A 25,136-nucleotide genomic window follows, 5' to 3' on the forward strand; every position below is an offset into this window, starting at 1 on the left:
GCCTGCTCGACTGGCTGGAGTGGGGCGGTGTGGCCCTGGACCTGACGGCCGCAGGCACCGGGGCGGTCATCCGCCCGCCGGCGCCTGCGGCCGTCAGGTCCAGGGCCACACCGCCCCACTCCAGCCAGTCGAGCAGGCCGGGCAGTTCCTCGGCGCTCCCCGCCGCGACCAGCAGCCGCATCCTGCCGCCCTGGAGCGCGACGGGACCGGCGGCCGCCCGGCGCAGCAGCGCCGAGCCGGCCGCCGCCGGCATCTCCAGCACGTCGAAGTGGATCCCCGTCGCCAGCGCCACGGGTGAGCCGTCGGCGACCGTCCAGCCGAGCGACGTCCGGTACCAGTGCCCGATGCCGTCGTCGGCGGGCGGACGGGGATGCGGAACCGTGAAGACCATGCCCGGGGAACGTCCCGCCGCCCTCATCGGTTACGAAAAGTGCGCGGATCGTCGCACACGGTGTCGAACAGGGGGCGCCACGGGCGCGCGCGACGGCGCAAGGTTGTTCGCCCGTAGCTGAGGGGAGGGGTGTGCGCCGCATGGACTGTCAGTGATTACGGGTAAGACATTCCTAGTGGGGAGGGGCGACACGCTCGCAGGACCGTCTCACGTTCGCCATCGGCGTACTGGTGACGGGGGTAACTGCCTGGCCTGCGGGAACATCGTCTCGCACCATCGGGTTGGAGCAGTTGTCGGCGTTCAGGGGTCAGGAGGCCACAGACGGGTGTCGGCAGTTGGAATGAGCGGTCCCCGCTTGCGGGACTAAGCTGCGGAAGGACAGGGAGGGGACCGACCCCTTACTGCCTGACCGCTCTGAGGAGCGATTAACGATGTTCGAGAGGTTCACCGACCGCGCGCGGCGGGTTGTCGTCCTGGCTCAGGAAGAAGCCCGGATGCTCAACCACAACTACATCGGCACCGAGCACATCCTCCTGGGCCTTATCCACGAGGGTGAGGGTGTCGCCGCTAAGGCCCTGGAGAGCCTCGGGATTTCGCTCGAGGCGGTCCGCCAGCAGGTGGAGGAGATCATCGGCCAGGGCCAGCAGGCCCCGTCCGGGCACATCCCCTTCACGCCCCGTGCCAAGAAGGTCCTGGAGCTGTCGCTCCGCGAGGCTCTTCAGCTGGGCCACAACTACATCGGCACCGAGCACATCCTGCTCGGCCTGATCCGCGAGGGCGAGGGCGTCGCGGCCCAGGTCCTCGTGAAGCTGGGCGCCGATCTCAACCGGGTGCGGCAGCAGGTGATCCAGCTGCTCTCCGGATACCAGGGCAAGGAGGCCGCCACGGCAGGCGGCCCGGCCGAGGGCACGCCCTCGACCTCCCTCGTCCTCGACCAGTTCGGCCGGAACCTCACCCAGGCCGCTCGTGAGTCCAAGCTCGACCCGGTCATCGGGCGCGAGAAGGAGATCGAGCGGGTCATGCAGGTGCTGTCCCGCCGTACCAAGAACAACCCCGTGCTCATCGGCGAGCCCGGCGTCGGCAAGACGGCGGTCGTCGAGGGCCTGGCGCAGGCCATCGTCAAGGGCGAGGTGCCCGAGACCCTCAAGGACAAGCACCTCTACACCCTCGACCTCGGCGCGCTGGTGGCCGGCTCCCGGTACCGCGGTGACTTCGAGGAGCGCCTGAAGAAGGTCCTCAAGGAGATCCGCACCCGCGGCGACATCATCCTGTTCATCGACGAGCTCCACACCCTCGTGGGTGCGGGCGCCGCCGAGGGCGCGATCGACGCCGCGTCGATCCTGAAGCCGATGCTCGCCCGCGGTGAGCTCCAGACCATCGGTGCCACCACGCTCGACGAGTACCGCAAGCACCTGGAGAAGGACGCCGCGCTGGAGCGCCGCTTCCAGCCCATCCAGGTCGCGGAGCCGTCGCTGCCGCACACCATCGAGATCCTCAAGGGCCTGCGCGACCGGTACGAGGCCCACCACCGGGTCTCGATCACCGACGAGGCGCTGGTCCAGGCCGCCACCCTGGCCGACCGGTACATCTCGGACCGCTTCCTGCCGGACAAGGCGATCGACCTGATCGACGAGGCCGGCTCCCGGATGCGCATCCGCCGGATGACCGCGCCGCCGGACCTGCGCGAGTTCGACGAGAAGATCGCCGGTGTGCGCCGGGACAAGGAGTCCGCGATCGACTCCCAGGACTTCGAGAAGGCAGCCTCCCTGCGCGACAAGGAGAAGCAGCTGCTGGCGGCGAAGGCCAAGCGGGAGAAGGAGTGGAAGGCCGGCGACATGGACGTCGTCGCCGAGGTCGACGGCGAGCTGATCGCCGAGGTCCTCGCGACCGCCACCGGCATCCCGGTCTTCAAGCTGACCGAGGAGGAGTCCTCGCGTCTGCTGCGCATGGAGGACGAGCTCCACAAGCGCGTCATCGGGCAGAAGGACGCCATCAAGGCCCTCTCGCAGGCGATCCGCCGTACGCGGGCCGGCCTGAAGGACCCGAAGCGCCCCGGTGGCTCGTTCATCTTCGCCGGTCCGTCCGGTGTCGGTAAGACGGAGCTCTCCAAGACGCTCGCCGAATTCCTCTTCGGCGACGAGGACGCGCTGATCTCGCTCGACATGTCGGAGTTCAGCGAGAAGCACACGGTTTCCCGTCTCTTCGGTTCCCCGCCCGGATACGTGGGTTACGAAGAGGGCGGCCAGCTCACCGAGAAGGTGCGCCGGAAGCCGTTCTCGGTCGTCCTCTTCGACGAGGTCGAGAAGGCCCACCCCGATATCTTCAATTCCCTTCTGCAGATCCTGGAGGACGGTCGTCTGACCGACTCCCAGGGCCGCGTCGTGGACTTCAAGAACACGGTCATCATCATGACGACCAACCTCGGGACCCGGGACATCTCCAAGGGCTTCAACCTGGGCTTCGCCGCCCAGGGCGACGTCAAGACGGGCTACGAGCGGATGAAGGCGAAGGTCAACGAAGAGCTGAAGCAGCACTTCCGGCCCGAGTTCCTCAACCGTGTCGACGACACCGTCGTCTTCCACCAGCTCACCGAGGACGACATCATCCAGATCGTCGACCTCATGGTCGCCAAGGTGGACGAGCGGCTGAAGGACCGGGACATGGGCCTCGAGCTCAGCTCCACGGCCAAGTCGCTGCTCGCCAAGAAGGGCTACGACCCCGTGCTGGGCGCCCGGCCGCTGCGCCGGACGATCCAGCGCGAGATCGAGGACATCCTGTCGGAGAAGATCCTCTTCGGCGAGCTGCGCCCCGGTCACATCGTGGTCGTCGACACCGAGGGCGAGGGCGAGGAGAAGAAGTTCACCTTCCGCGGCGAGGAGAAGTCCGCGCTGCCGGACGTCCCGCCGATCGAGCAGGCGGCCGGTGGCACCGGTCCCAACCTGTCGAAGGACGCGTGACGACGGCCCGTCGGGCCGCCTGACGAAAGGGCCGGGCCCCGGATCCGAGAGGATCCGGGGCCCGGCCCTTTCGTGTGCCCTGCCCTGCCCTGCCCTGCCGTGCCGCCGGCCGCGGCCGGCGGCACGGCAGACGCCGTCAGCAGCGGCTGGGCCGGTGCCAGGAGCATTCGAGCGAGGCGTCGGGCTCCGTCGTGCGGCCCCGGGAGGGGGCGGCCTGCCGAATCGTCCCGCCGGCCGTGTCCGAGGACGCCAGGGTGACGACCACGGCGTCCTCGACGCTCTTCACCGAGGAGGCCAGGTAGTCGTTGAGGACCACGCTGTAGACCAGCTCCCGGCCCGCCGCGTCGGTGACGTAGCCCGACAGCGCGGAGGCCCCGGTGAGCGAGCCGGTCTTGGCCCGGGCGTTGAGCGCCGCGGGCGTCGAGCACATCCGTGAGCGCAGCGTGCCGCCGACGGCCCGGTCGGGGGCGCATGCGACCGGCAGGGAGTCGTGCCAGTCGGCGTACCAGGGTTCGTCGCGCACCGAGAGCAGCAGGGTGGTCAGGGCCTCGGCGGGGAAGAGGTTCATCCGGGAGAGCCCCGAGCCGTCCGCCTGGCGCAGACCCTGGGTGGCGACGCCCCGCGCGTCCAGGTGCGCGCGGATCGCGGCCAGGCCCGCCTGCCAGGTCCCCGCCCCCGAGACGGTGCGGCCGATGGTCTTGGTGAGGGCCTCGGCGTGCATGTTGTTCGAAAGCTTCATGAAGGGGTGCATCAGCTCGGTGAGCGGCATGGACCGGTGGGTGGCGACCACCCGGGCGCCGGGCGGCGCGGCCCGCACGGGAAGGGGACCCTCCGGTACCCGGACGCCGTGGGCCCGGAGCGCGTCGGCGAACACCGAGGCGGCGTAGGCGGTCGGGTCCTGGACGGCGATCCACTCCTTGACGGTGGCGGACCCGGCGGGGATGCCGCCGCCGACCGTGATCGTCCCGGTGCCGTGACGGCGTTCGACGACGAGGCCGGCGGGGTCGTCCTTCGCCACGGTGGTCGCGCCGACCTCCAGGCGCACATGGCTGTTCGGAGGGGTCATCCGCACGGACGGGCGGTCCCCGGGGCCGGCGCCGGGGGTCACCTCGACCACGACCGTGCCCGCGTCGTAGTCGGTGTCGGGGGCCAGGGTGAGCGCGGAGACGGGCGCCGAGTAGTACGCGGACTCGTCGTCGGCGGCCCATGAGCGGCCCAGGCGTACGGCGTCGAAGGCCGTGTCGTCGGCGGTCAGGCGGCCGGTGATCCGCCTGATGCCGGTGGCCGCCACCTCGGCGGCGAGCCGGTCGTAGTCGGCTGCGAGGGTGGTGGGGTCCCCGGAGCCGCGCAGATGGAGATCGCCGGCCAGGGTGGCTCCGTGGCGGCGTCCGCTGGTCAGGACGTCGGTCGTCCAGCGGTGGTCGGGGCCGAGCAGGGCCATGGCGGCGACGGAGGTGGCGAGCTTGGCGTTGGAGGCGGGCATGAGCCGGTCGCCGGCGTCGCGCCGGTAGAGGCGCTCCCCGGTCGCGGCGTCGGCGACGACGACGCTCACGGCTCCGCCGTCGAGGCGGGTGTCCGTGAGGATCGTGTCGATCGCGCCCTTCAGGCCGGTGTCGGAGGGGCCTGCGCCGGCGGGGGAGCTCCAGGTGAGGGTGCAGGCGAGGGCCGTGGCGAGGGCCGGGATCCAGGCGCGTCGGCGCGGTGCGGTGCGGCGGGACTCGGGATTCACGGGTCTGCTCATGGCACCGGAGCATCCCGTAAGCGGAGGTCCGCCGGAAGAACGCCTCGCACGGGGCGTTCCATGTGGCCCCGGTCACCCCCAAATGCCGCATCGCGGGCGGTTCTTGTGTGGTTCGCGGGGGGTTCCGGGCGTGGCCCCGGTCACCTTCGCGGGCCCTTGGCGGCCCCTCCCCCGTGACAAGGCGCACAGGGCAAATCGGACCTACTAGACGGAATAGTGCCGTTCCGCGGGGGTGACCGGGGCCACATGGTTGCGGGGCGGGACCTTCGACCCTGGGGCGTCCCGGGGGGTCGCCGTTGGCGCGGAATCCCCGGTGGCCGGGCCCGGACGTGGGCGTAAACCCGATCGCATCAGGACATGTCGGCCTTGTTCCGGAAGGGATTCCGGAGACCCGCGCAGGCGTCAAGGGTCTGATTCCCAGGGCTCCGGCTACGACCCGATGTCGTAGATGGGGTATTTGAGGCGACTTGGGTGGGCGGGTTACCAATGTGGAGCCAGCCCGGCGAGCACGCCGGGTCCATTCATGCCCGGAGGTTCTCCCGTATGTCGAAGCGCGCCATGATCCACCGTTTCCGTCCGTCCGTCCTGCGCACCCGTGGGGCTGTCGTGGCCGCCGGAATGGGCGCCGTGATGGTCGTCGGAGCCGGTGCGGGTGTCGCCTCCGCGGATGCGGGCAAGGCGGCCAAGCCGGCCGCCGTGGACGCGGCCTCCGCCGTCGCCGCTCAGGCGGACGCCCAGGCGGCCGCCGCGAAGAAGTCGATCGCCGCCAAGGCGTCCGCGAAGAAGAAGGCCGCGAAGAAGGCCTCCTCGTGGGTCAAGCCGGTCAACAAGTACACGCTGACCGCGAGCTTCGCCCAGGGCGGCTCCATGTGGTCCCACAAGCACTCCGGCCAGGACTTCGCCGTGCCGGTCGGCACCCCGGTGAAGGCCGCGCACGCCGGCACCGTCGTCAAGGCCGGCCCGAACGGCGGCGGCGACGGCCCCGCGTACGGCAACGCCGTCGTGATCAAGCACGCCAACGGCAAGTACTCGCAGTACGCGCACCTGTCGAAGATCAACGTCTCCATCGGCTCGAAGGTCAAGACCGGCCAGCTCATAGCCAAGTCCGGCAACACCGGCAACTCGTCCGGCCCGCACCTGCACTTCGAGATCCGTACGACCCCGAACTACGGCTCCGCGCTCAACCCGGCCAACTTCCTGCGCGCCGTCGGCGTCACCATCTGACGAGCGGCACCCACCGGCCACCGCGAGGCCCCCGCCGGGGGGCCCGGTGGTCAGTCCCGGGCGTGATGCGCCTGGGTGATCAGACCGAGGGCGACCTCGAGGACGGCTTCACGCTTCTCCTCGGGAGCGCCCTCGACGTCTTTCAGGGCGTACATCGAGGCGTGCAGCGTGAAGAGCGCCGAGATGCAGCGGACCTGGTCCACCATCTCGGCGTCGGATTCCTGGAACAGCGCGAGCATCGCGAGCATGCGGTCCTTGAAGCTCTCGCCGATGCTCAGCTCGCGCATCGTCGCCTGGTTCTCCTGCATGAAGCGGAACAGGGGCGCCGCCGCGTTCAGGGCGTCGTAGTAGCGCCGCAGCACCTCCTTCTTCGTCTCCAGGGTGCGCGGCTGCTCCCGGCCCCAGACCAGCAGCTCGTCCATCGGGCGGGTGAGGTCCCGGAAGAGGCTGATCAGGATGTCTTCCTTGGTCCTGAAGTGGTAGTACAGGGCGGCCTTGGTGACGTCGAGGGCCTCGGCGATCTCGCGCAGCGACGTCTTCTCGTACCCCTGTTCGCCGAACAGCTCCAGGGCCACGTCCTGGATGCGCTGCCGGGTGTCGCCCCGGCGCGGCTGCCGTGTGGTGCCCATGGTGCTGTCTCCGCTCCGCGTGTACTTACTTGACGCCCGGCTAGTTGGGGGTCTACGTTCCCCAGTGTAGTAACTAGCCGGGCGTCAAGTAAGTAGGAGGGGGAGCGGGGACCATGGCCGAGACGGCACAGGACCGGGCGGCGGGGGCCGCCGAAAGCGGCGGAGGGGACGGCGGAAGGCCGCAGCGCAGCGTGCGGACGGTGATGTTCGCGCTGATGATCGCCATGCTCCTCGCCATGCTCGACAACATGATCGTGGGCACCGCGATGCCCACCATCGTCGGCGAGCTCGGCGGACTGGAACATCTGTCCTGGGTGGTCACCTCGTACACCCTGGCGACGGCCGCCTCCACCCCGATCTGGGGCAAGCTCGGCGACCTCTACGGGCGCAAGGGCGTCTTCCTCCTGTCGATCGTCATCTTCCTGATCGGCTCGGTGACCAGCGGCATGGCCCAGGACATGGGCCAGCTCATCGGCTTCCGGGCGGTCCAGGGCCTCGGCGCCGGCGGCCTGATGGTCGGCGTCATGGCGATCATCGGCGACCTGGTGCCACCCCGTGAGCGCGGGCGGTACCAGGGCATGATGGCCGGCATCATGGCCGTCGCCATGATCGGCGGCCCGCTGGTCGGCGGCACCATCACCGACCACCTCGGCTGGCGCTGGAGCTTCTACATCAACCTGCCGCTCGGCGCCGTCGCGCTGGCCATGGTCAGCACCGTGCTCCATCTGCCGAGGAAGCCCCGCAGCACCGCCCGGATCGACTACCTGGGCGCCGCGCTGCTCACCGTCGGCATCACCGCCGTCGTCCTCGTCACCACCTGGGGCGGCACCGAGTACGCCTGGACCTCGGCCGTGATCATGGAGCTGGCGGCCATCGGCATCGCCTCGCTCGTCGGCTTCCTCTTCGTCGAGGCGCGGGCCGCCGAGCCGATCATGCCGCTGCACATCTTCCGCAGCCGCAACTTCTCGCTGATGGCCGTGATCGGCTTCTTCACCGGCTTCGTGATGTTCGGCGCCGTGCTCTTCCTGCCGCTGTTCCAGCAGTCGGTGCAGGGCGCGTCCGCCACCAACTCCGGGCTGCTCCTGCTGCCGATGCTGGGGGCCATGCTCGTGGTCTCGATGATCGCCGGCCGGATCACCACCAGCACCGGCAGGTACCGGCTCTTCCCCATCGCGGGCAGCGCCCTGATGATCGCCGGCCTGTTCCTGCTGGCCACCATGGACACCGGCACCTCGCGGGTCACCTCGGGCGTGTACATGGCCGTCCTCGGCGCCGGCATGGGCTTCCTGATGCAGATCACCATGCTGGTGGCGCAGAACAGCGTCGAGATGAAGGACATGGGCGTCGCCTCGTCGGCCGCCACCCTCTTCCGTACGCTCGGCAGTTCCTTCGGCGTCGCCGTCATGGGCGCGCTCTTCACCTCGCGGGTGCAGGACGAGATGACCGCCCGCGGCGGGGCGGAGGCGACCGCCGGGTCCGCCCAGCTGGACGCGGCGAGCCTCGCCAAGCTGCCCGACGCCCTGCGGGAGGCGTACGAGTTCGCCGTCTCCTCGGGCACCCACGCCGCCTTCCTGGTCGGCGGATCGGTGGCGGTCGTCGCGCTCGTGGCCTCCTTCTTCGTGACGGAGGTGCCGCTGCGCGGCGCCGGTCCCGCGGCCCCGGAGGCCCCCGCCGCCGGCCCGGCCCCCGGCAAGGTCACCGAGCCGGTCTGAGCCGCCGAAGCGCACCCGCAGGCCCGGGTCTCCCGCCGGAGGCCCGGGCCGCTCGCGTTCAGTCGTCCAGTTGGAGGATCGGGAAGCTGCCGGTCGTGGTGGGCGCGTGCTCGGGAAGCCACAGCACCGCGATCGCCCCGCCGGACGCCCCGAGCGGGGTCGCGCCGCCGGGAGCGGCGTTGCGGAAGGTCAGCCGCGCCCCGAGGACGCGCGCCTGGCCCGCGGCGATCGTCAGCCCCAGCCCGTGGCCCGTGCCGGCCCGGTCGCTCGCCCCCGTACGGAACCGGCTCGGCCCCTCTCGCAGCAGGTCCTCGGGAAAGCCGGGCCCGTGGTCCCGGACCCGCACGACCCGCCCCTCGACCGTGACCTCGACGGGCCCCCTGCCGTACTTCACGGCGTTGGTCAGGAGATTGCCGAGGATGCGCTCCAGCCGGCGCGGATCGGTGCTGACCCATGACTCGTGGACGATCTGGACCACCGCGTCCGGGTGCAGCGACCGCACCCGCCGCCCCACGAACTCCCCGAGCTGGATCTCCTGGAGCTCGGCCCGCTCCGACGCGCTGTCCAGCCGGGCCACCTCCAGCACGTCCTCGACGAGCGTGCGCATGGCCTGCGCCCGGTCCCGCACCAGCTCGCTGGGGCGGCCGGGCGGCAGCAGCTCGGCCGCGGTCAGCAGCCCGGTCACCGGGGTGCGCAGCTCGTGCGCGATGTCCGCGGTGACCCGGCGCTCGGCGTCGATCCTCGCCTGGAGGGCGTCGGTCAGGGCGTCCACCGCACGGGCCAGATCATCGGTCTCGTCCCGCACGACACCGCCGACGGCTTCCCTGACCCGGACCTCGGTGTTGCCGCGGGCCACGTTGCGGGCGGCCGCCGCCGCCTTGCGCAGCCGGCGCGAGAGCTGGCCGCCGATCAGCACGCCGAGCGCCGATCCGCCGAAGACGACCGCCACCGAGCCGATGATCAGCGCCCGGTCGAGGTCCTTCATCACGGTGGCGCTGCGCCCGGTGAACTCGGTGTGCAGCGAGAGCACGTCGCCGTCCGCCAGGGGCACGGCCGCCCAGATCTCGGGCGTGCCGCCGCGGTCCTCGACGTAGCTGCCGCGCCGGTTGTCGCGCACCAGCCGCTGGAGTTCCGCCGGGAGAGCGGGGTCGTTGAGCTTGCTGTTGAAGCGCGGGTCGCGGTTCTTGGAGGTCTCGTACCAGCGCTGGGCGAGCAGGATCCGGTCCATCTGCACATCGCGCGCGTTGTCGAGCATGGAGACCCGGGCGGCGTTGTGCACCACCAGGCTGAGCGCCATCGCGATGAGCGCGCCGACGGCGGCGATCGCGACGCTGATCTTCCAGCGGACACCGGTCCGCAGCGCGGGACGTCTCACGGCCGCCGCGCTCATGCCCGGAGTTTGTAGCCGAAGCCGCGGACGGTCTCGATCCGGTCCTGGCCGATCTTGGTGCGCAGCCGCTGCACATGGACGTCGACGACGCGGGTGTCACCGCCCCAGCCGTAGTCCCAGACGCGCTCCAGCAGCTTGTCGCGCGAGAGCACGGTGCCCGGTGCGCCCGAGAACTCCAGCAGCAGCCGCATCTCGGTCGGGGTCAGCGCCACCGGCGCGCCGCCCCGGCGGACCTCCATGCCCTCGGTGTCGATCTCCACGTCGCCGAAGACGAGCGCGCCGCCCTGCTCCCGCCCGCCGTCCGCCGGGCCGCCGGCCGCGCCGCCCGCGTGGCCGAACCGCCGCAGCACCGCACGGATCCGGGCCACCAGCACGGCACCGTCGAACGGCTTGGTCACGTAGTCGTCCGCACCGGCCTCCAGGCCGAGCACCACGTCGATGGAGTCGGCACGGGCCGACAGCATGATGACGGGAACGGTCGACTCGTCGCGGATCCTGCGGCACAGGCTCACACCGTCGAGGCCGGGCACCATCACGTCGAGCAGGGCGATGTCGGGCCGGTCCGCCCGGAACGCCTCCAGGCCCGCCAGCCCGTCGGGCACCGCGGTGACCTGGAAACCGACCCGCTCCAGGGCGAGCTGGGTGGCCTCGCGGATCACGTCGTCGTCCTCGACGAACAGGACATGGGTCTCGGCCATCCGTCAGCTTTCCGTTCTCGGCCGGCACCGGGGCCGGCGGTCCATGGGGTCGTGCGGTCGTCGCCGGGCGCGCGGCCCGCCGGCGCCCGGTGCGTCAGCCGCCGTCCGGGGCGGGGGCCTCGGAGGCCACGACCTCGCCCTCCCCGACGGCCCGGCTGTACTCGTTGCGCACCCAGTACTGCCGGGCGAACTTCCCGGCCGACCAGCGGTAGGTGGTGATCTCCTCACCGGACGGGTCGTCCACCGGGTCGGCCTTGGCGTACACCTGCTTGGTCACCACCAGGTCGCCCCGGTCGATGGCCGCGTACACCGCGGGCTCCTCGACGGCGAAGACGTTCTCGTACGAGCCGCCCGTGCCCCGGTAGACGTAGGTGCCCATGCCGACGGCGTCGCCGCAGGTCATCACGTTCACCACCACGTCCGGGACCGACCCGCCCGTGAGGACGCCGTACGAGGTGTCCACGGGGTAGGAATCGGGGCCGCACGGCCGCAGATCCGCCTTGACCCGGGCGCTGACCTTCGGGTCCTTGCGGAGCAGGTCCACCGCGTCGACGCTCCCGGTGAAATGCCCCGCCGATCCCGACGGCGCCGGGGAAGGCGTCGCCTTCGCGGCCGCCTCGGAGGGAGCCGCCCCCTCGTCCTGGAGCCCCGAGCCGCCGGTCGAGCAGCCCGCGCCCAGCAGCGCGAGGGCGACCAGTCCGGCCGCCGCCGTACCGCCCGCCCTGCCCCTGCCGCCGTCCGTGCCTGTCAGGCCGCGCACCGCTCCCGCTCCCGTTCGCCGTGGTGGGTACGCCGCGTCCCGGCGCGCTCCGCGGCGCGGCCGTCCAGGTCCCGTGAGCGGAGCTCCTGACGGAGCTTCGCGAGCGCCCGGTGCAGCGTGCTCTTCACCGTACCCGCCGACATCCCCAGCGCGGCAGCGGTCTCCTCGGTGCTCATCTGCTCCCAGTGACGCAGCACGACGACACTGCGCTGCTTGGGGGCGAGCACCTTCAGCGCCTCGATCAGCAGCGCCCGGTCGGCGTGCTGCTCGGTGCCGTCCTCCACGGCGGCCTCCGGGAGCTGCTCGGTCGGCACCTCCTCCAGACGGCGGGCGCGCCACCACTCGGTCCGCGTATTGATCATCACGCGGCGCAGGTAGGCGTCCGCGAGCGACTTGTCCGCGATGCCGTCCCAGCGCCCGTAGGTGCGCACCAGCGCGGTCTGGAGGAGGTCCTGCGCCTCGACGGGGTCGGGCACCAGCCGGCGCGCACTGCGCAGCAGGGCCTCCTGCCGCGTCCGTACGTACTCCTCGAACTCGAGCACCTCGCCGTGCGCCATGCCGACCGCCTCCACCCCGTGAATCCCCGTGTCCTTGCGGATACGAAGCTACGAAGGGCGTGTCACGGCACTGTGCGTGCCGGCCGTCGGAGGGCGCACGGCCGTCCATCGGTTGTGTAACAGCGGAGGTTTCACCGGGGGTGGAGGCGGGGTAGGCAGCTGTGTTCGGCTGCGGCGGGGCGTCCTACTCGCCGACCGGCCGGCCGGCCGGCAGCCGGTAGCGCCCGCCGTCCAGCGGCTCGACCAGCCCGTCCGACACCAGCCCGTCCAGCGCGCGCCCGCGCTGCACCGGGTCGGGCCAGACGGCGTCCAGCGCGGACTGCGGCACCGGGGTCGGCGCGTCGCGCAGGACGGCCAGCAGCCGCCCGCGCACCTGCCGGTCGGTGCCCGCGTAGGTCTGGCCGCGGCGGGCCGGACCGTCGTGCGCCGGCTTGCCCGCCAGCCGCCAGGCGCACTGCGTCGCGATCGGGCAGCGCCCGCACGACTCGTTGCGCGCCGTGCACACCAGCGCGCCCAGCTCCATTGACGCGGCCGCCCAGCGGGCCGCCGTCCCCTCCTCCTCGGGGAGCAGCGCCCGCGCGAGCCGGCGCTCCGCGGCGGTGGTCGCGTTCGGCGGGTACTGGACGCCGGTGGCCGCACGGGCGAACACCCGGCGCACGTTGGTGTCGAGCACCGCGTGCCGCTGCCCGTAGGCGAACGAGGCCACCGCGGCCGCGGTGTACTCGCCGATGCCCGGCAGGGCGAGCAGCTGGGCGTGGTCGCTCGGCACCTCGCCGCCGTGCCGTTCCGCTATCGCCTGCGCGGCGCCGTGCAGACGCAGCGCCCGGCGCGGGTAGCCGAGCCGGCCCCAGGCGCGGACGGCCTCGCCCGGCGCCTCTGCCGCCAGGTCGGCGGGCCGGGGCCAGCGGGCCAGCCACTGCTCGTACACGGGCAGCACCCGGTTGACCGGGGTCTGCTGGAGCATGAACTCGCTGACCATCACGCCCCAGGCACCGGCTTCGGGACGGCGCCAGGGCAGATCGCGGGCGTTCTGCTCGAACCAGGCGATCACCGGCAGATGGAGAGCGGCGGGGTCGGTGGAGGGGGACGTCTGGGATGCGTGAGTGGCAGTCATGGCACTGACGATCCTGGCACGACCCGGGTGGCGGACGCCGCATACCGGCCGCCCGGGCGGTGCCGGACCGGCCGATCAGACGCGTCCGGGGCCCGCGAACCAGACGACGACGCCCGTGCGGCTGGTGCGCATCGTCCCCAGCACCGCTTCGGCGGGCCTGCGGAGCGCCAGGACGCAGCCGGCGGCGACGAGCGCGCCGAGGACCAGGCCGGCCATCACGTCATGGGGGTAGTGGACCCCGACGAAGACCCGGGAGAACGCCATCAGCACGGCCATCGGCAGCGTCAGCCACCCGATCCGCGGCCACGCCACGGCCAGGGCGACGGCCGCGGCCCCGGCGATGGCCGAGTGGTTGCTGGGGAAGGACCAGTCGCCGTGCGGCGGGCACGTCGCCAGCGAGGCGACCGCCTCGGTGACCGTGCGGCAGGGACGCTCCTCGTCCACGACCGACTTCAGCGACTCGCTGACCACGTACCCGGCCGCGGTGGCGAGGGGTGCGAGCACGGCGAGCGCTATGGAGCGGGTGGATCCGGTCCGCGCGCGCCACCAGGCGACGACGTACAGGACGCCGAAGAGCAACAGCCCCGCCTCCGTCCAGAGTTCTGCGAGGTGCTGGAACCACGAGGGCGTGGTGTGGGCGAAGTCGGTGATGTCGCGGTAGAGATCGCGGGTCAGGCTGCTGTCCATGGTCACGGACCGTACCTGCTCGGGGGATCCGGTCACCCTGGGCGATCGGCCACGGTGACCCCCGACGAAGGTGGGGGGTCGCGGGGAGCCGGGCCACGGACGGCGACCTGTGCCGGCACGGCGCGCCGCTCCGATCATCGACGGTGCGATGATCGGCAGAACTTCTCGCTCCGGCGGCGGGTGGGGCGGGAGTTGGCCACGATCTCTCGTAGAGTTCGGTACGTGGGATCTCTGCGCAATCCGATCGGGCCGCTTCCCTCCTCCATCTACTGGCGACGGAGGGCTGTAGCGGCGTCGTTCGTCGCGCTGCTCGCCGTGCTGATCGTCTGGGCCTTCACCTCCGGCGGCGACGGCGGCAACGAGGACCGGGCCGACGGCAAGGGCCCCACGCCCGCGCCCACGATCACGCCGGGTCCGGACCAGTCCGGCCCCGCGATCAGCCAACAGCCGGGCGGACGCGACGAGTCGGACGACACCGGCAGCACCGGCGGCGGGTCCGCGGGATCCGGCGAGAGCGGTGCGAGCCCCGGCGCGACGGACGGGCCCGGCGGCGGCACCTCCGCCGGCGGTGACGGCGCGGGCACGGGCGGCGCGTCCGGCGGCAGCCCCGGCCGGCAGGTCCCGGCCGGCTCCCCGCTCCCCAACTGCACTCCCGGCGCTTTGACGTTGACCCTGCGCACCACCAAGGTCTCCTACGAGGCGGGGGAGAAGCCGTCGTTCCAGCTGGTGGTCTCCAACTCCTCGGCCGGCGACTGCAAGGCGGACTTCGGTCCGAAGGCGGCCGTGCTCACGGTGACCGACAGCGAGGACGAGGACGTCTGGTCCTCCCGCGACTGCCCGCGCACGGCGCCGCCGCTGCTGCTGCGCGTCCCGGCGAACGGCACGATCACCCACACCGTCGCATGGGACCGGGAGCGCAGCGTCGCGCAGTGCGCGACGCCCTCGCCGGGCCGTGCCGGGCCCGGCACGTACCTGGTGGAGGCCGCCTTCCCCGGCGTGAAGGTGCTGCCCGCGTCCTTCCGCCTGGAGCAGGACTGACCCTGCGCACGCCTGGAGCAGAACGGGCCGGTGCACGCGCGCCGCTCGTGCCGGAGGGGCACCCGGACGGTTCCGGGTGCCCCTCCGGCACGAGCGGCGCCGCCGGGCGCCGCGCGGGTGGATCAGACGTACCGCTCCAGGATGGAGGACTCGGCGAGCCGGGACAGGCCCTCGCGCACGCTGCGTGCCCGGGCCTCGCCCACTCCGTCCACGGCCTGGAGGTCGTCGACACTGGCGGCCAGCAGCTTCTGCAGTCCGCCGAAGTGCTCGACGAGGCGCTCGATGATCGCCCCCGGCAGCCGCGGCACCTTCGCCAGCAGGCGGTAGCCGCGCGGTGACACCGCGGAGTCCAGCGTCTCCGGGGAGCCGCTGTAGCCCAGGGCCCTCGCCACCACGGGCAGTTCGAGCAGCTCGGTGTGGCTCAGCGCGTCCAGCTCGGCCAGCGCCTCGTGCACGGTGCGCGACCGCTTCGCCGTCGGCTCGGGCACGTAGTCGCGGACCACCAGCTCGCGTTCCGGCTCGACACCCGCGATCAACTCGTCGAGCTGGAGGGAGAGCAGCCGGCCGTCGGTGCCCAGCTCCACCACGTACTCGGCGATCTCCGTGGCGATCCGGCGCACCATCTCCAGCCGCTGCGCGACCGCGGTGACGTCGCGGACGGTGACCAGGTCCTCGATCTCCAGCGCCGAGAGCGTGCCGGCGACCTCGTCGAGCCGGAGCTTGTAGCGCTCCAGGGTGGCCAGCGCCTGGTTGGCGCGGGACAGGATCGCGGCGGACTCCTCCAGGACCCGGCGCTCACCGTCCACGTACAGCGCGATCAGCCGCATCGACTGCGAGACCGACACGACGGGGAAACCGCACTGCCGGGAGACCCGGTCCGCTGTGCGGTGGCGGGTGCCGGTCTCCTCGGTCGGGATGGACGCGTCCGGGACCAGCTGCACGCCGGCCCGGTGGATCTTGGAGATGTCCTTGTCGAGGATGAGCGCGCCGTCCAGCTTGCACAGCTCGCGCAGCCTGGTCGCGGTGAACTCCACGTCGAGCACGAAGCCGCCGGTGCACATGGAGTCGACGGTCTTGTCCAGGCCGAGGACGATCAGCCCTCCGGTGTTCCCCCTCAGGATGCGCTCCAGGCCGTCGCGCAGGGCGGTGCCCGGGGCGACCGCGCTCAGAGCGGCACGGATCTGCGCTTCGTTGCCCGTGCCTTGGCCGGACTTTCCGGGTGCTGCTGCCCCGTCCTTGGCTGCCACTGCACTCCTCCGGCTCGTACGGGTGGGCGAGACCAGGGCAAAGTCTACCGGCGAGCCCCGGCGTCCCGTGGGGAGTACGTCCAGGGCCTTTCGTCCGGACCGGGGCGGGCGGACCCGCAGAGGGCCGGACGAGAGGCCCGCGGACCGGCTACGCCTCCTCGGGAGCCTTCCTCCGGCCGCGGGGCAGCACCCGCAGCGCGTCGCCCATGTCGGCCACCTCCGTCACCCGCATCCCCGCGGGGATCCTGCCCGGGTCGGAGGGGACCAGCGCATGGGTGAAGCCCAGCCGGTGCGCCTCCGACAGCCGCCGCTGGACCCCGGTGACCCGCCTGACCTCGCCCGCGAGGCCCACCTCGCCGATCGCCACCAGATTCTGCGGCAGGGGCGTGTCGCTGGCGGCGGAGGCGAGGGCGAGGGCGATCGCCAGGTCGGCGGCGGGCTCGGAGAGCTTCACGCCGCCCACCGTCGCGCTGTAGATGTCGCGCTTGCCGAGCGCCGAGATCCGCCCGCGCTGCTCCAGCACGGCGAGCATCATCGACACCCGCGAGGTCTCCAGCCCCGAGGTGGTCCGCCGGGGGGAGGGGATCTGGGAGTCGACGGTGAGGGCCTGCACCTCGGCGACGAGCGGCCGCCGGCCTTCGAGGGTGACGGTGAGGCAGGTGCCCGGGACCGGCGCGTCGCGCCGGGTGAGGAAGAGGCCGGAGGGGTCGGTGAGGCCGGTGATGCCCTCGTCGTGCAGTTCGAAGCAGCCGACCTCGTCGGTCGCGCCGTAGCGGTTCTTCACGCCGCGGACCAGACGCAGCCTGGCGTGCCGGTCGCCCTCGAAGTGGAGCACGACGTCGACGAGGTGCTCCAGCAGGCGGGGGCCGGCGATGGCGCCGTCCTTGGTCACATGGCCGACCAGCAGGGTCGACATGCCCCGCTCCTTGGAGGCGCGGATCAGCGCGCCGGCGACCTCGCGGACCTGGGCCATGCCGCCGGGCGCGCCGTCGATCTCGGGGGACGCCACCGTCTGCACGGAGTCGAGGACGAGCAACGAGGGCTTGACCGCGTCGAGATGTCCGAGGACCGCGGAGAGATCCGTCTCGGCGGCGAGGTAGAGGTGGTCGTTCAGGGCGTTGATCCGGTCGGCGCGCAGCCGGACCTGGCTCGCCGACTCCTCGCCCGTCACGTACAGGGTGCGGTGCTCCTCGCTCGCGGCCTTGGCCGCCACGTCCAGGAGCAGGGTCGACTTGCCGACACCGGGCTCCCCGGCGAGCAAAACCACGGCGCCCGGCACCAGGCCGCCGCCGAGGACGCGGTCGAGCTCGTCGACCCCGGTGGTGCGGGCGGCCGCCTGGCGGCCGTCGACCTGGCCGATGGGCAGGGCGGCGGTGGAGACCCGGCCGGCCGCCGTGGTGCGGACGGCGGGTGCGCCGTACTCCTCGACCGTGCCCCAGGCCTGGCACTCGGGGCAGCGGCCGAGCCACTTCGCGGTCGTCCAGCCGCATTCGGTGCAGCGGTAGGACGGCCGGTCCTTCGCGGTTTTCGTACGGGCAGCCATGCGCAAACCGTAGCGGTGACCGCTGACAGTCCTGCCGGGCGCCCGCCCCCGCCCCCGGCCCGGCCGGCGGCGCGGCGGCGGGAGGCGGAAACGGGCGCGTGCGCGGGCGCGGGGAGCGCGGGCGAGCCGGGTGGCCGGCGTGGACGTCCGGCGATCGGACGGACCATGATCGGAAGCAGCGCCGAATCTGTCCTTCCTGTCCCCCTTCGGGGGAACTGTTCACCCGTAGGGGTTAAAAGCTTTCAAGCGGTGCGAACAGGGTGCGTCACTGCCCCTACGGTCGCGGAGTGACGAGCAGCAGGCTGGAACCTCCTACCCACACCACCGGCGCACACCGGGCGCACCGCCGCCAGTCCCGTTCGGCCTCCGAGCGGCCTCCCGCACGCTACGAGCCGTACCTCGACGGCCTGTTCACCTACTGCCTCTCCGTCCTGTGCGACCACGACGCGGCGACGGCGGTGCTCGGCGACGTCCTCGCCGTCGCCGAACGCCAGCGCACCCGCTGCCCCTCCGAGGAGCCCGCCCGCAAGGCGTGGCTGTACGCGCTCGCCCGGTGGGCCTGTCTGCGCCGACTGGCCGAACAGCGCCGCAGGCGCCCCGGCGCGCACACCGGCCGCCCGGCCGAGACCTCGGGCACCGACGGGCCCCGGGACGGCGGGCGGGCCGCGGACACGGACGGGCGGCGTCGCGCCGAACTGGCTCTGCTGGCCTGGCCGGAGGCGGCCGGCACCACCCCCGAGCAGCGCGAGGCCCTCGAACTGTCCGTCCGCCACGGCCTCGGCCACGCCGGCGTCGCCTCGGTGCTCGGCCTCGGCCCGGCCGCCGCGCGCGAGCTGCTGGCCGCGGCCGCCTGCGAGGTGGAGCGGACCAGGGCGGCCCTCGCCGTGGTGGAGCGCGGCAGCTGTCCCTCGGTCGCCCGGCTCACCGGCGACAGCCGCGTCGTGCTCTCCGCCGCCCTGCGGCGGGAGCTCGTGCGCCATGTCGACGACTGCCCCCGGTGCCGCCGGGCCGCGGAGCGGGCCGGCGCGGCGGGCCCGTGGCCGGGCGCGGAGTTGGTCCCCGAGGCGCTGCCGATCCTGAAGGCCCCGCGTTCCGCCGCCTATCTGGCCATGCACCGGGTGCCGCGCGCCCGGACGGGCGCGCTGCGGTTCGGCCCCGGCGGCTTCCCGCTGGACCCGAAGGACCACGCCGCGCGGCGCGACCGGCTGCGGGCCCGGGCGGTGACCACGACCGTCGTCGCCACGGTCGTCGCGGCCCCGGTCCTCGCCCTGTGGGCGGCCTACCGGGGCGCCCCCCTGACGGGGGAGGCCGAGCGCGGGCCCGCCGTGAGCGCCGAGGACGGCTCCGGGGGCGGCCGCTACGGCCACTACGAGAACGCGGGCAACGCCAGCGCCCGGCCGGACCCCCGGTTCACGGCCGACCGCCACGCCCCGGACGTCTCGGTCGAGGTGATCAGCACCGGCCCTCCGGCGCCCCCGTCCGCGTCCGGCGCCGGGCCCGGCAGGATCACCGTCGCGGCGCGGCCGGGCGGGGACACGACGCTGATCACGCTCACGGCGTGGGGCGGTTCGCCGGTCACCTGGTCGCTCTGGACGGACGCCTCCTGGCTCCGGATCTCCCGTTCCTCCGGCACGCTCGAACCCGGCGAAACGATCACTCTCCAGGTCACCGTCGACACCGCCCGCGAGCCGGCCGGCTACTGGCGTGCCCAGGTCGGGGTCGACCCCTCCGGCGCGCTCGTCGCCATCCGGGGGCGCGGGGAGCACGGCACGGTGTCCCGTCCGGCGGTGCCCAGCCGCCCGGATCCGACGTCTCCGCCGTCGAGTCCGCCGCCGACGTCCCCCGGACCGGATCCGACGACGCCGCCCCCGACCAGCGAGCCGCCGACATCACCCGGGCCCGACCCGACGGGCCCGCCGCCGTCGTCCGATCCGCCGCCCGCCTCCGATCCGCCGCCCGGCCCGGACACCCCGCCGCCGTCCGGCTGAACGGCACCGTGCGCCCGTCAGACGCCCCGGCCGGGGCCGCCCGGGACTTACGGCGGGCCGGGCGGGCGCGGCCCGCCCGGCCCGTGCCGCCCGCCCGCTCAGCGCGCCCCCGGCTCCGTCCGCCGGCCTGGATCGGCCGGGTGCGGCGCGACCAGTGGCAGCGACGACGCCAGCCGGGCCTCGCACAGCTCCACCAGCACGTCGTACGCCTCCTTGCCCATCAGCTCGGTCAGCTCCGGCCGGTACGTCACATAGACCGGCTCGCCCGCGCCGTGCGCCGAGGTCGCCGAGGTGCACCACCAGTGCAGGTCGTGCCCGCCCGAACCCCAGCCCCTGCGGTCGTACTCACCGATCGAGATCTGCAGCACCCGGGTGTCGTCCGGCCGGTCGATCCAGTCGTACGTCCGCCGCACCGGCAGCTGCCAGCACACGTCCGGTTTGGTCTCCAGCGGCTCCCGGCCCTCCCGCAGCGCCAGGATGTGCAGCGAGCAGCCCGCGCCGCCCGCGAAGCCCGGACGGTTCTGGAAGATGCACGAGCCCTCCCAGCGGCGCGTCTGGCGCTCCCCGTCCTCGTCCTCCTCCACCCAGCCGGTGCGGGTGCCCTCGCCGTGGAACTGCCACAGCTCCGGCGTCAGGCGCGCCACATGGCCGGCGACGCGCCGCTCGTCGTCCTCGTCGGAGAAGTGCGCCCCCAGCGTGCAGCAGCCGTCGTCCGCGCGCCCCGCCTGGATCCCCTGGCAGCCGCTGCCGAAGATGCAGGTCCAGCGTGAGGTCAGCCACGTCAGATCGCAGCGGAAGACCTGTTCGTCGTCCGCGGGATCGGGGAACTCCACCCAGGCCCGGGGGAAGTCCAGGCCCTTCTCGTCCTGCTCGGTCTGCTGCACGGGAGCGGCTTTGCCCGGCTTCGCCTTTTTCGTCTTTGGCACAGCTCCAGCGTATGCGCGAGACCGCAGTAGCGTTCCGTCCATGAGACTCGGAGTCCTCGACGTCGGTTCGAACACGGTGCACCTGCTGGCGGTGGACGCCCACCCCGGGGCGCGCCCGCTGCCCGCGCACTCCCACAAGGCGGAGCTGCGTCTCGCCGAGCTGCTCGACGCGGAGGGCAACATCGGCCCCGAGGGCATCGGTCTGCTGGCCAAGACCATCGGCGAGGCCCTCCAGGCCGCCGAGGACCAGGGGTGCGAGGAGGTCCTCTCCTTCGCCACGTCCGCCGTCCGCGAGGCGGGCAACGCCGACCACGTGCTGGCCACGGTGAAGGCCGAGACCGGGGTCGACCTCACCGTGCTCTCGGGCGGGGACGAGGCCCGGCTCACCTTCCTCGCGGTCCGCCGCTGGTTCGGCTGGTCCGCGGGCAAGCTGCTCGTCCTCGACATCGGCGGCGGCTCCCTGGAGATCGCGTACGGCATGGACGAGGACCCCGCCGTCGCCGTCTCCCTTCCGCTGGGCGCGGGACGGCTGACCGCCAGCCGCCTGCCCGGCGACCCGCCGGACCCCCAGGACGTGAAGGCCCTGCGCCGCTACGTCCGCGCCGAGATCGCCCGGACCGTCGGACAGTTCAGCAGACTCGGCAGGCCGGACCACATCGTCGCCACCTCCAAGACGTTCAAGCAGCTCGCCCGCATAGCCGGCGCCGCGCGGACCGCCGAGGGCGTGTACGTGCAGCGCGATCTGAGTCGTTCGTCACTCGCCGAGTGGGTGCCGCGGCTCGCCACCATGACCGTCGCCGACCGCGCCGAGCTGCCCGGCGTCTCCCCGGGCCGGGCCGGACAACTGCTGGCAGGAGCCCTGGTGGCGGAGGCCGCGATGGACCTCTTCGGCGCCGAACGGCTGGAGATCTGCCCCTGGGCGCTGCGCGAGGGCGTCATCCTGCGCCGGCTCGATCACCTGCCGGCCGACGGGTAGCACGCTCCCTACCGACGAGTTCGTCCCTTTAGGCTGTCCCTCGTGGCAGAACCAGTGGTGCGCATCCCGGACGCGAAGGTCGTCCTGTCGACGGCCTCCGTCTACCCGGAGTCCACGGCGACGGCCTTCGAGGTCGCCGCGCGCCTCGGCTACGACGGCGTCGAGGTCATGGTCTGGACGGATCCGGTCAGTCAGGACATCGAGGCCCTCCGCAGGCTCTCCGACTACCACCAGGTCCCCGTCCACGCCGTCCACGCGCCCTGCCTGCTGATCACCCAGCGCGTCTGGTCCACCGACCCCTGGGTCAAGCTCCAGCGGGCGCAGGCCGCGGCCGAGAAGCTCGGCGCGTCGACGGTCGTCGTGCACCCGCCGTTCCGCTGGCAGCGCCAGTACGGCCGCGATTTCGTGCGGGGCATCTGGCGGATGGCGGACGAGACCGACGTCCGCTTCGCGGTGGAGAACATGTACCCGTGGCGCTACCGGGACCGCGAGATGCTCGCGTACGCACCCGACTGGGACGTCACCAAGGACGACTACCGTCACTTCACGGTCGACCTCTCGCACACCGCGACCTCGCGGACCGACACCATGGCCATGGTCGACCGCATGGGGGACCGGCTCGCCCATGTCCACCTCGCCGACGGCAAGGGCTCGGCCAAGGACGAGCACCTGGTCCCCGGCCGGGGCGACCAGCCCTGCGCGGAGCTGCTGGAGCGGCTGGCGCGCACCGGTTTCGACGGCCATGTCGTCATCGAGGTCAACACCCGGCGCGCGATGTCGGCCGCCGAGCGCGAGGCGGACCTCGCCGAGGCGCTGGCCTTCACCCGGCTGCATCTGGCCTCCGCGTCCCGCATCTCATGACCGAGGAGCCCAGGCGGCGCGGCCGGCCCGCCCGGAAGGCGGCGGGCGAGGGGCCCGGCGCGCGGGAGCGGATCCTCGAGGCCGCACGGGCGGAGTTCGCCGAGCGGGGCTACGACCGGACGACCATGCGCGGCATCGCGCGGGCGGCCGGTGTGGACTCCGCGCTCGTCCACCACTACTTCGGCACCAAGGACGACGTCTTCGCGGCCTCCATCGAGATCTCCTTCGAGCCCGCGCTCGTCGTCCCGACGATCCTCGGACCCTCGCCGGAGGGCATCGGCGAGCGGCTGGCCCGCTACTTCATCGCGGTCTGGGAGAACCCGGTCAGCCGGGCCCCGATGCTCGCGGTCATCCGCTCGGCGCTCACCCACGAGGGGGCGGCGAAGGTGATGCGCACCTTCGTGGTGCGCCGGCTGCTGGAGCGGGTGGCGGCCGAACTGGACGTGCCGGACGCCCGGTTCCGGGCCGAACTCGCGGCGTCCCACATGGTCGGGATCGCCATGCTGCGCTACGTGCTGAAGGTCGAGCCGCTGGCGTCGGCGGACCCCGAGGAGATCGTGCGGATGGTGGCGCCGACCCTCCAGCGCTATCTCACCGAGCCGGGGCCGGCCCGGGACTGAGCCGGGCCGGCCTCCGGGCCTGCCGGGGACCGAGCCGGATCCGCCCGGGGGCGCGACCGAGGACTGAGCCGGTCGTCCCGCATTCCGGACGCGCTGTCCAGATCTTGGAGTGGCGGCGTACGCTCGATGCAGGTACACCCGTCACGAGGAGCGAGCGACGATGCCCGAGCTGAGGTCCCGCACTGTCACCCACGGCCGCAACATGGCGGGCGCACGCGCCCTGATGCGGGCCTCCGGTGTACCGGGTGCCGACATCGGGCGGAAGCCGATCATCGCCGTGGCCAACTCGTTCACCGAGTTCGTCCCCGGCCACACCCACCTCCAGCCGGTGGGCCGGATCGTCTCCGAGGCCATCACCGCCGCCGGCGGCATCGCCCGCGAGTTCAACACGATCGCCGTCGACGACGGCATCGCCATGGGCCACGGCGGCATGCTCTACAGCCTGCCCTCGCGCGACCTGATCGCGGACAGCGTGGAGTACATGGTCGAGGCGCACTGCGCCGACGCCCTGATCTGCATCTCCAACTGCGACAAGATCACCCCCGGCATGCTGATGGCGGCCCTGCGCCTGAACATCCCCGCGGTGTTCGTCTCCGGCGGCCCCATGGAGTCCGGCCGGGCCACCCTCGTCGACGGCACCGTCCGCACCCTCGACCTGGTCGACGCGATCTCCGAGGCCGTCAACGACAAGGTCTCCGACGAGGACATCCTCCGTATCGAGGAGAACGCCTGTCCCACCTGCGGATCGTGCTCCGGCATGTTCACCGCCAACTCGATGAACTGCCTGACCGAGGCCATCGGCCTCTCCCTGCCGGGCAACGGCTCCGTCCTCGCCACCCACACCGCCCGCCGCGCGCTCTACGAGAACGCCGCCCGGACGGTCGTCGACATCACCCGCCGCTACTACGACGAGGACGACGCCTCCGTCCTGCCGCGCAACATCGCCACCCGCGCGGCGTTCGAGAACGCCATGGCCCTCGACATCGCCATGGGCGGCTCCACCAACACGATCCTCCACCTGCTCGCCGCCGCCCAGGAGGCCGAGCTCGACTACGGCCTGAGCGACATGGACACCGTGTCGCGCCGGGTGCCCTGCCTGGCCAAGGTCGCCCCCAACGTCGCGCCGCGCGGCACGTACTACATGGAGGACGTGCACCGCGCCGGCGGCATCCCCGCGATCCTGGGCGAGCTGTACCGCGCCGGGCTGCTCAACGAGGACGTCCACGCCGTCCACTCCCGCTCCGTCAAGGAGTGGCTGGGCACCTGGGACGTCCGCGGCGGCTCCCCGTCGGAGGAGGCCGTCGAGCTGTTCCACGCGGCCCCCGGCTGCGTGCGCTCCGCCGAGGCCTTCTCCCAGTCCGAACGCTGGGACGCCCTCGACGTCGACGCGGCCGGCGGCTGCATCCGGGACGCGGCCCACGCGTACTCGAAGGACGGCGGCCTCGCGGTGCTCCGCGGCAACCTCGCCGTCGACGGCTGCGTGGTGAAGACGGCCGGCGTCGACGAGTCGATCTGGACCTTCGAGGGCCCGGCCGTGGTCTGCGAGTCGCAGGAAGAGGCCGTCGAGAAGATCCTCAACAAGCAGATCACCCACGGCGACGTCGTCGTCATCCGCTACGAGGGCCCCAAGGGCGGCCCCGGCATGCAGGAGATGCTCTACCCGACCTCCTTCCTCAAGGGCCGCGGTCTCGGCAAGACCTGCGCGCTGGTGACGGACGGCCGGTTCTCCGGCGGCACCTCGGGTCTGTCGATCGGCCACGCCTCCCCGGAGGCGGCGTCCGGCGGCACGATCGCGCTCGTCGAGGACGGCGACCGGATCCGCATCGACATCCCGGCCCGCTCCATCGACCTGCTCGTGGACGACGCCACCCTGGCATCCCGGCGCGAGGCCCTGAACGGCGCGTACGCCCCCAGGAACCGCGAACGCAAGGTCTCCGCGGCGCTGCGCGCCTACGCGGCGATGGCGACCAGCGCGGACAAGGGCGCGGTGCGCGACGTCTCGCGTCTGGGCTGACCGCCCCGCACGACCGCCGGCCCCGCCCGCGCCCCACGGCGCGCGGGCGGGGCCGACGCGTGT

General features: G+C 72.8%; 21 protein-coding genes. 9 read left to right on the forward strand and 12 right to left on the reverse strand.

Annotated features, from left to right (window positions below; translation table 11 throughout):
* Nucleotides 1–391: SCO3374 family protein (locus tag EAO77_RS09090; protein WP_222723649.1), on the reverse strand; the 391-nt coding region annotated here is incomplete at its 3' end.
* Nucleotides 392–822: 431 nt separating this feature from the next.
* Between EAO77_RS09090 and EAO77_RS09100 the strand changes: the two genes are divergently transcribed.
* A complete protein-coding gene (locus EAO77_RS09100; RefSeq protein ID WP_147987519.1) occupies nucleotides 823–3,348 on the forward strand; it encodes an ATP-dependent Clp protease ATP-binding subunit in 2,526 nt (841 codons plus the stop codon).
* A 136-nt stretch (nucleotides 3,349–3,484) separates the two neighbouring features.
* Here the strand turns inward: EAO77_RS09100 and dacB are convergent, their stop codons facing one another.
* Complete coding sequence (gene dacB, locus EAO77_RS09105; protein ID WP_147987520.1) at nucleotides 3,485–5,089, reverse strand: D-alanyl-D-alanine carboxypeptidase/D-alanyl-D-alanine-endopeptidase; 1,605 nt, start codon at nucleotides 5,087–5,089, stop codon at nucleotides 3,485–3,487.
* 543 nt (nucleotides 5,090–5,632) lie between these two features.
* Here dacB and EAO77_RS09110 point away from each other — a divergent pair.
* Nucleotides 5,633–6,313: a M23 family metallopeptidase gene (locus EAO77_RS09110; protein WP_147987521.1), complete on the forward strand. Its 681-nt coding sequence runs from the start codon at nucleotides 5,633–5,635 to the stop codon at nucleotides 6,311–6,313.
* Nucleotides 6,314–6,363: 50 nt separating this feature from the next.
* On the opposite strand, the gene EAO77_RS09115 is transcribed toward EAO77_RS09110, so the two are convergent.
* Nucleotides 6,364–6,942: a TetR/AcrR family transcriptional regulator gene (locus EAO77_RS09115; RefSeq protein WP_147987522.1), complete on the reverse strand. Its 579-nt coding sequence runs from the start codon at nucleotides 6,940–6,942 to the stop codon at nucleotides 6,364–6,366.
* Nucleotides 6,943–7,055: 113 nt separating this feature from the next.
* On the opposite strand from EAO77_RS09115, the gene EAO77_RS09120 reads away from it, so the two are divergent.
* Nucleotides 7,056–8,654, forward strand: coding sequence for an MDR family MFS transporter (locus EAO77_RS09120; protein ID WP_147987523.1), 1,599 nt, complete (start codon nucleotides 7,056–7,058; stop codon nucleotides 8,652–8,654).
* 58 nt (nucleotides 8,655–8,712) lie between these two features.
* On the opposite strand, the gene cseC is transcribed toward EAO77_RS09120, so the two are convergent.
* The 6 genes from cseC to EAO77_RS09150 form a co-directional block, all read right to left on the reverse strand.
* Nucleotides 8,713–10,029 (reverse strand): two-component system sensor histidine kinase CseC, encoded by a 1,317-nt coding sequence (gene cseC / locus EAO77_RS09125; RefSeq protein ID WP_147989043.1) that lies wholly within the window; start codon nucleotides 10,027–10,029, stop codon nucleotides 8,713–8,715.
* A gap of 11 nt (nucleotides 10,030–10,040) precedes the next feature.
* Entirely contained in the window at nucleotides 10,041–10,742 is a 702-nt protein-coding gene (gene cseB, locus EAO77_RS09130) for a two-component system response regulator CseB (RefSeq protein WP_147987524.1), read from the reverse strand.
* A 94-nt stretch (nucleotides 10,743–10,836) separates the two neighbouring features.
* Entirely contained in the window at nucleotides 10,837–11,502 is a 666-nt protein-coding gene (locus EAO77_RS09135) for a hypothetical protein (RefSeq protein ID WP_147987525.1), read from the reverse strand.
* Nucleotides 11,490–12,059, reverse strand: a complete 570-nt coding sequence (locus EAO77_RS09140; RefSeq protein ID WP_147987526.1) for a SigE family RNA polymerase sigma factor — start codon at nucleotides 12,057–12,059, stop codon at nucleotides 11,490–11,492. The genes EAO77_RS09135 and EAO77_RS09140 overlap by 13 nt, the downstream gene beginning before the upstream one ends.
* Before the next feature lie 184 nt (nucleotides 12,060–12,243).
* Nucleotides 12,244–13,173, reverse strand: a complete 930-nt coding sequence (locus EAO77_RS09145; RefSeq protein ID WP_147987527.1) for an A/G-specific adenine glycosylase — start codon at nucleotides 13,171–13,173, stop codon at nucleotides 12,244–12,246.
* A gap of 75 nt (nucleotides 13,174–13,248) precedes the next feature.
* The gene (locus tag EAO77_RS09150) at nucleotides 13,249–13,860 is read right to left on the reverse strand and encodes a phosphatase PAP2 family protein (RefSeq protein WP_147987528.1); all 612 of its coding nucleotides are present in this window, start codon (nucleotides 13,858–13,860) and stop codon (nucleotides 13,249–13,251) included.
* Between the two features lie 222 nt (nucleotides 13,861–14,082).
* Between EAO77_RS09150 and EAO77_RS09155 the strand changes: the two genes are divergently transcribed.
* A complete protein-coding gene (locus EAO77_RS09155) occupies nucleotides 14,083–14,898 on the forward strand; it encodes a hypothetical protein (RefSeq protein WP_147987529.1) in 816 nt (271 codons plus the stop codon).
* Between the two features lie 122 nt (nucleotides 14,899–15,020).
* On the opposite strand, the gene disA is transcribed toward EAO77_RS09155, so the two are convergent.
* Both disA and radA read right to left on the reverse strand, forming a co-directional pair.
* The gene (gene disA, locus EAO77_RS09160) at nucleotides 15,021–16,145 is read right to left on the reverse strand and encodes a DNA integrity scanning diadenylate cyclase DisA (protein WP_147987530.1); all 1,125 of its coding nucleotides are present in this window, start codon (nucleotides 16,143–16,145) and stop codon (nucleotides 15,021–15,023) included.
* A 148-nt stretch (nucleotides 16,146–16,293) separates the two neighbouring features.
* Nucleotides 16,294–17,688 carry a DNA repair protein RadA gene (gene radA, locus EAO77_RS09165; RefSeq protein WP_147987531.1) on the reverse strand — a complete coding sequence of 465 codons (1,395 nt, stop codon included), beginning with the start codon at nucleotides 17,686–17,688 and terminating at the stop codon, nucleotides 16,294–16,296.
* Nucleotides 17,689–17,975: 287 nt separating this feature from the next.
* Here radA and EAO77_RS09170 point away from each other — a divergent pair, with 287 nt between their 5' ends.
* Nucleotides 17,976–19,676: a BACON domain-containing protein gene (locus EAO77_RS09170; protein ID WP_147987532.1), complete on the forward strand. Its 1,701-nt coding sequence runs from the start codon at nucleotides 17,976–17,978 to the stop codon at nucleotides 19,674–19,676.
* A gap of 98 nt (nucleotides 19,677–19,774) precedes the next feature.
* Here the strand turns inward: EAO77_RS09170 and EAO77_RS09175 are convergent, their stop codons facing one another.
* Nucleotides 19,775–20,602, reverse strand: coding sequence for a hypothetical protein (locus EAO77_RS09175; RefSeq protein ID WP_147987533.1), 828 nt, complete (start codon nucleotides 20,600–20,602; stop codon nucleotides 19,775–19,777).
* Nucleotides 20,603–20,642: 40 nt separating this feature from the next.
* Between EAO77_RS09175 and EAO77_RS09180 the strand changes: the two genes are divergently transcribed.
* The 4 genes from EAO77_RS09180 (at nucleotide 20,643) to ilvD (ending at nucleotide 25,073) form a co-directional block, all read left to right on the forward strand.
* Nucleotides 20,643–21,578: a Ppx/GppA phosphatase family protein gene (locus tag EAO77_RS09180; RefSeq protein ID WP_147987534.1), complete on the forward strand. Its 936-nt coding sequence runs from the start codon at nucleotides 20,643–20,645 to the stop codon at nucleotides 21,576–21,578.
* Nucleotides 21,579–21,620: 42 nt separating this feature from the next.
* Nucleotides 21,621–22,439, forward strand: coding sequence for a sugar phosphate isomerase/epimerase family protein (locus EAO77_RS09185; RefSeq protein ID WP_147987535.1), 819 nt, complete (start codon nucleotides 21,621–21,623; stop codon nucleotides 22,437–22,439).
* The gene (locus tag EAO77_RS09190; RefSeq protein WP_147987536.1) at nucleotides 22,436–23,059 is read left to right on the forward strand and encodes a TetR family transcriptional regulator; all 624 of its coding nucleotides are present in this window, start codon (nucleotides 22,436–22,438) and stop codon (nucleotides 23,057–23,059) included. The genes EAO77_RS09185 and EAO77_RS09190 overlap by 4 nt, the downstream gene beginning before the upstream one ends.
* Nucleotides 23,060–23,219: 160 nt before the next feature.
* A complete protein-coding gene (gene ilvD / locus EAO77_RS09195) occupies nucleotides 23,220–25,073 on the forward strand; it encodes a dihydroxy-acid dehydratase (RefSeq protein WP_147987537.1) in 1,854 nt (617 codons plus the stop codon).
* Nucleotides 25,074–25,136 lie beyond the last annotated feature (63 nt).

It is taken from the genome of Streptomyces sp. T39, from assembly GCF_008042045.1.
Lineage (GTDB): Bacteria > Actinomycetota > Actinomycetes > Streptomycetales > Streptomycetaceae > Streptomyces.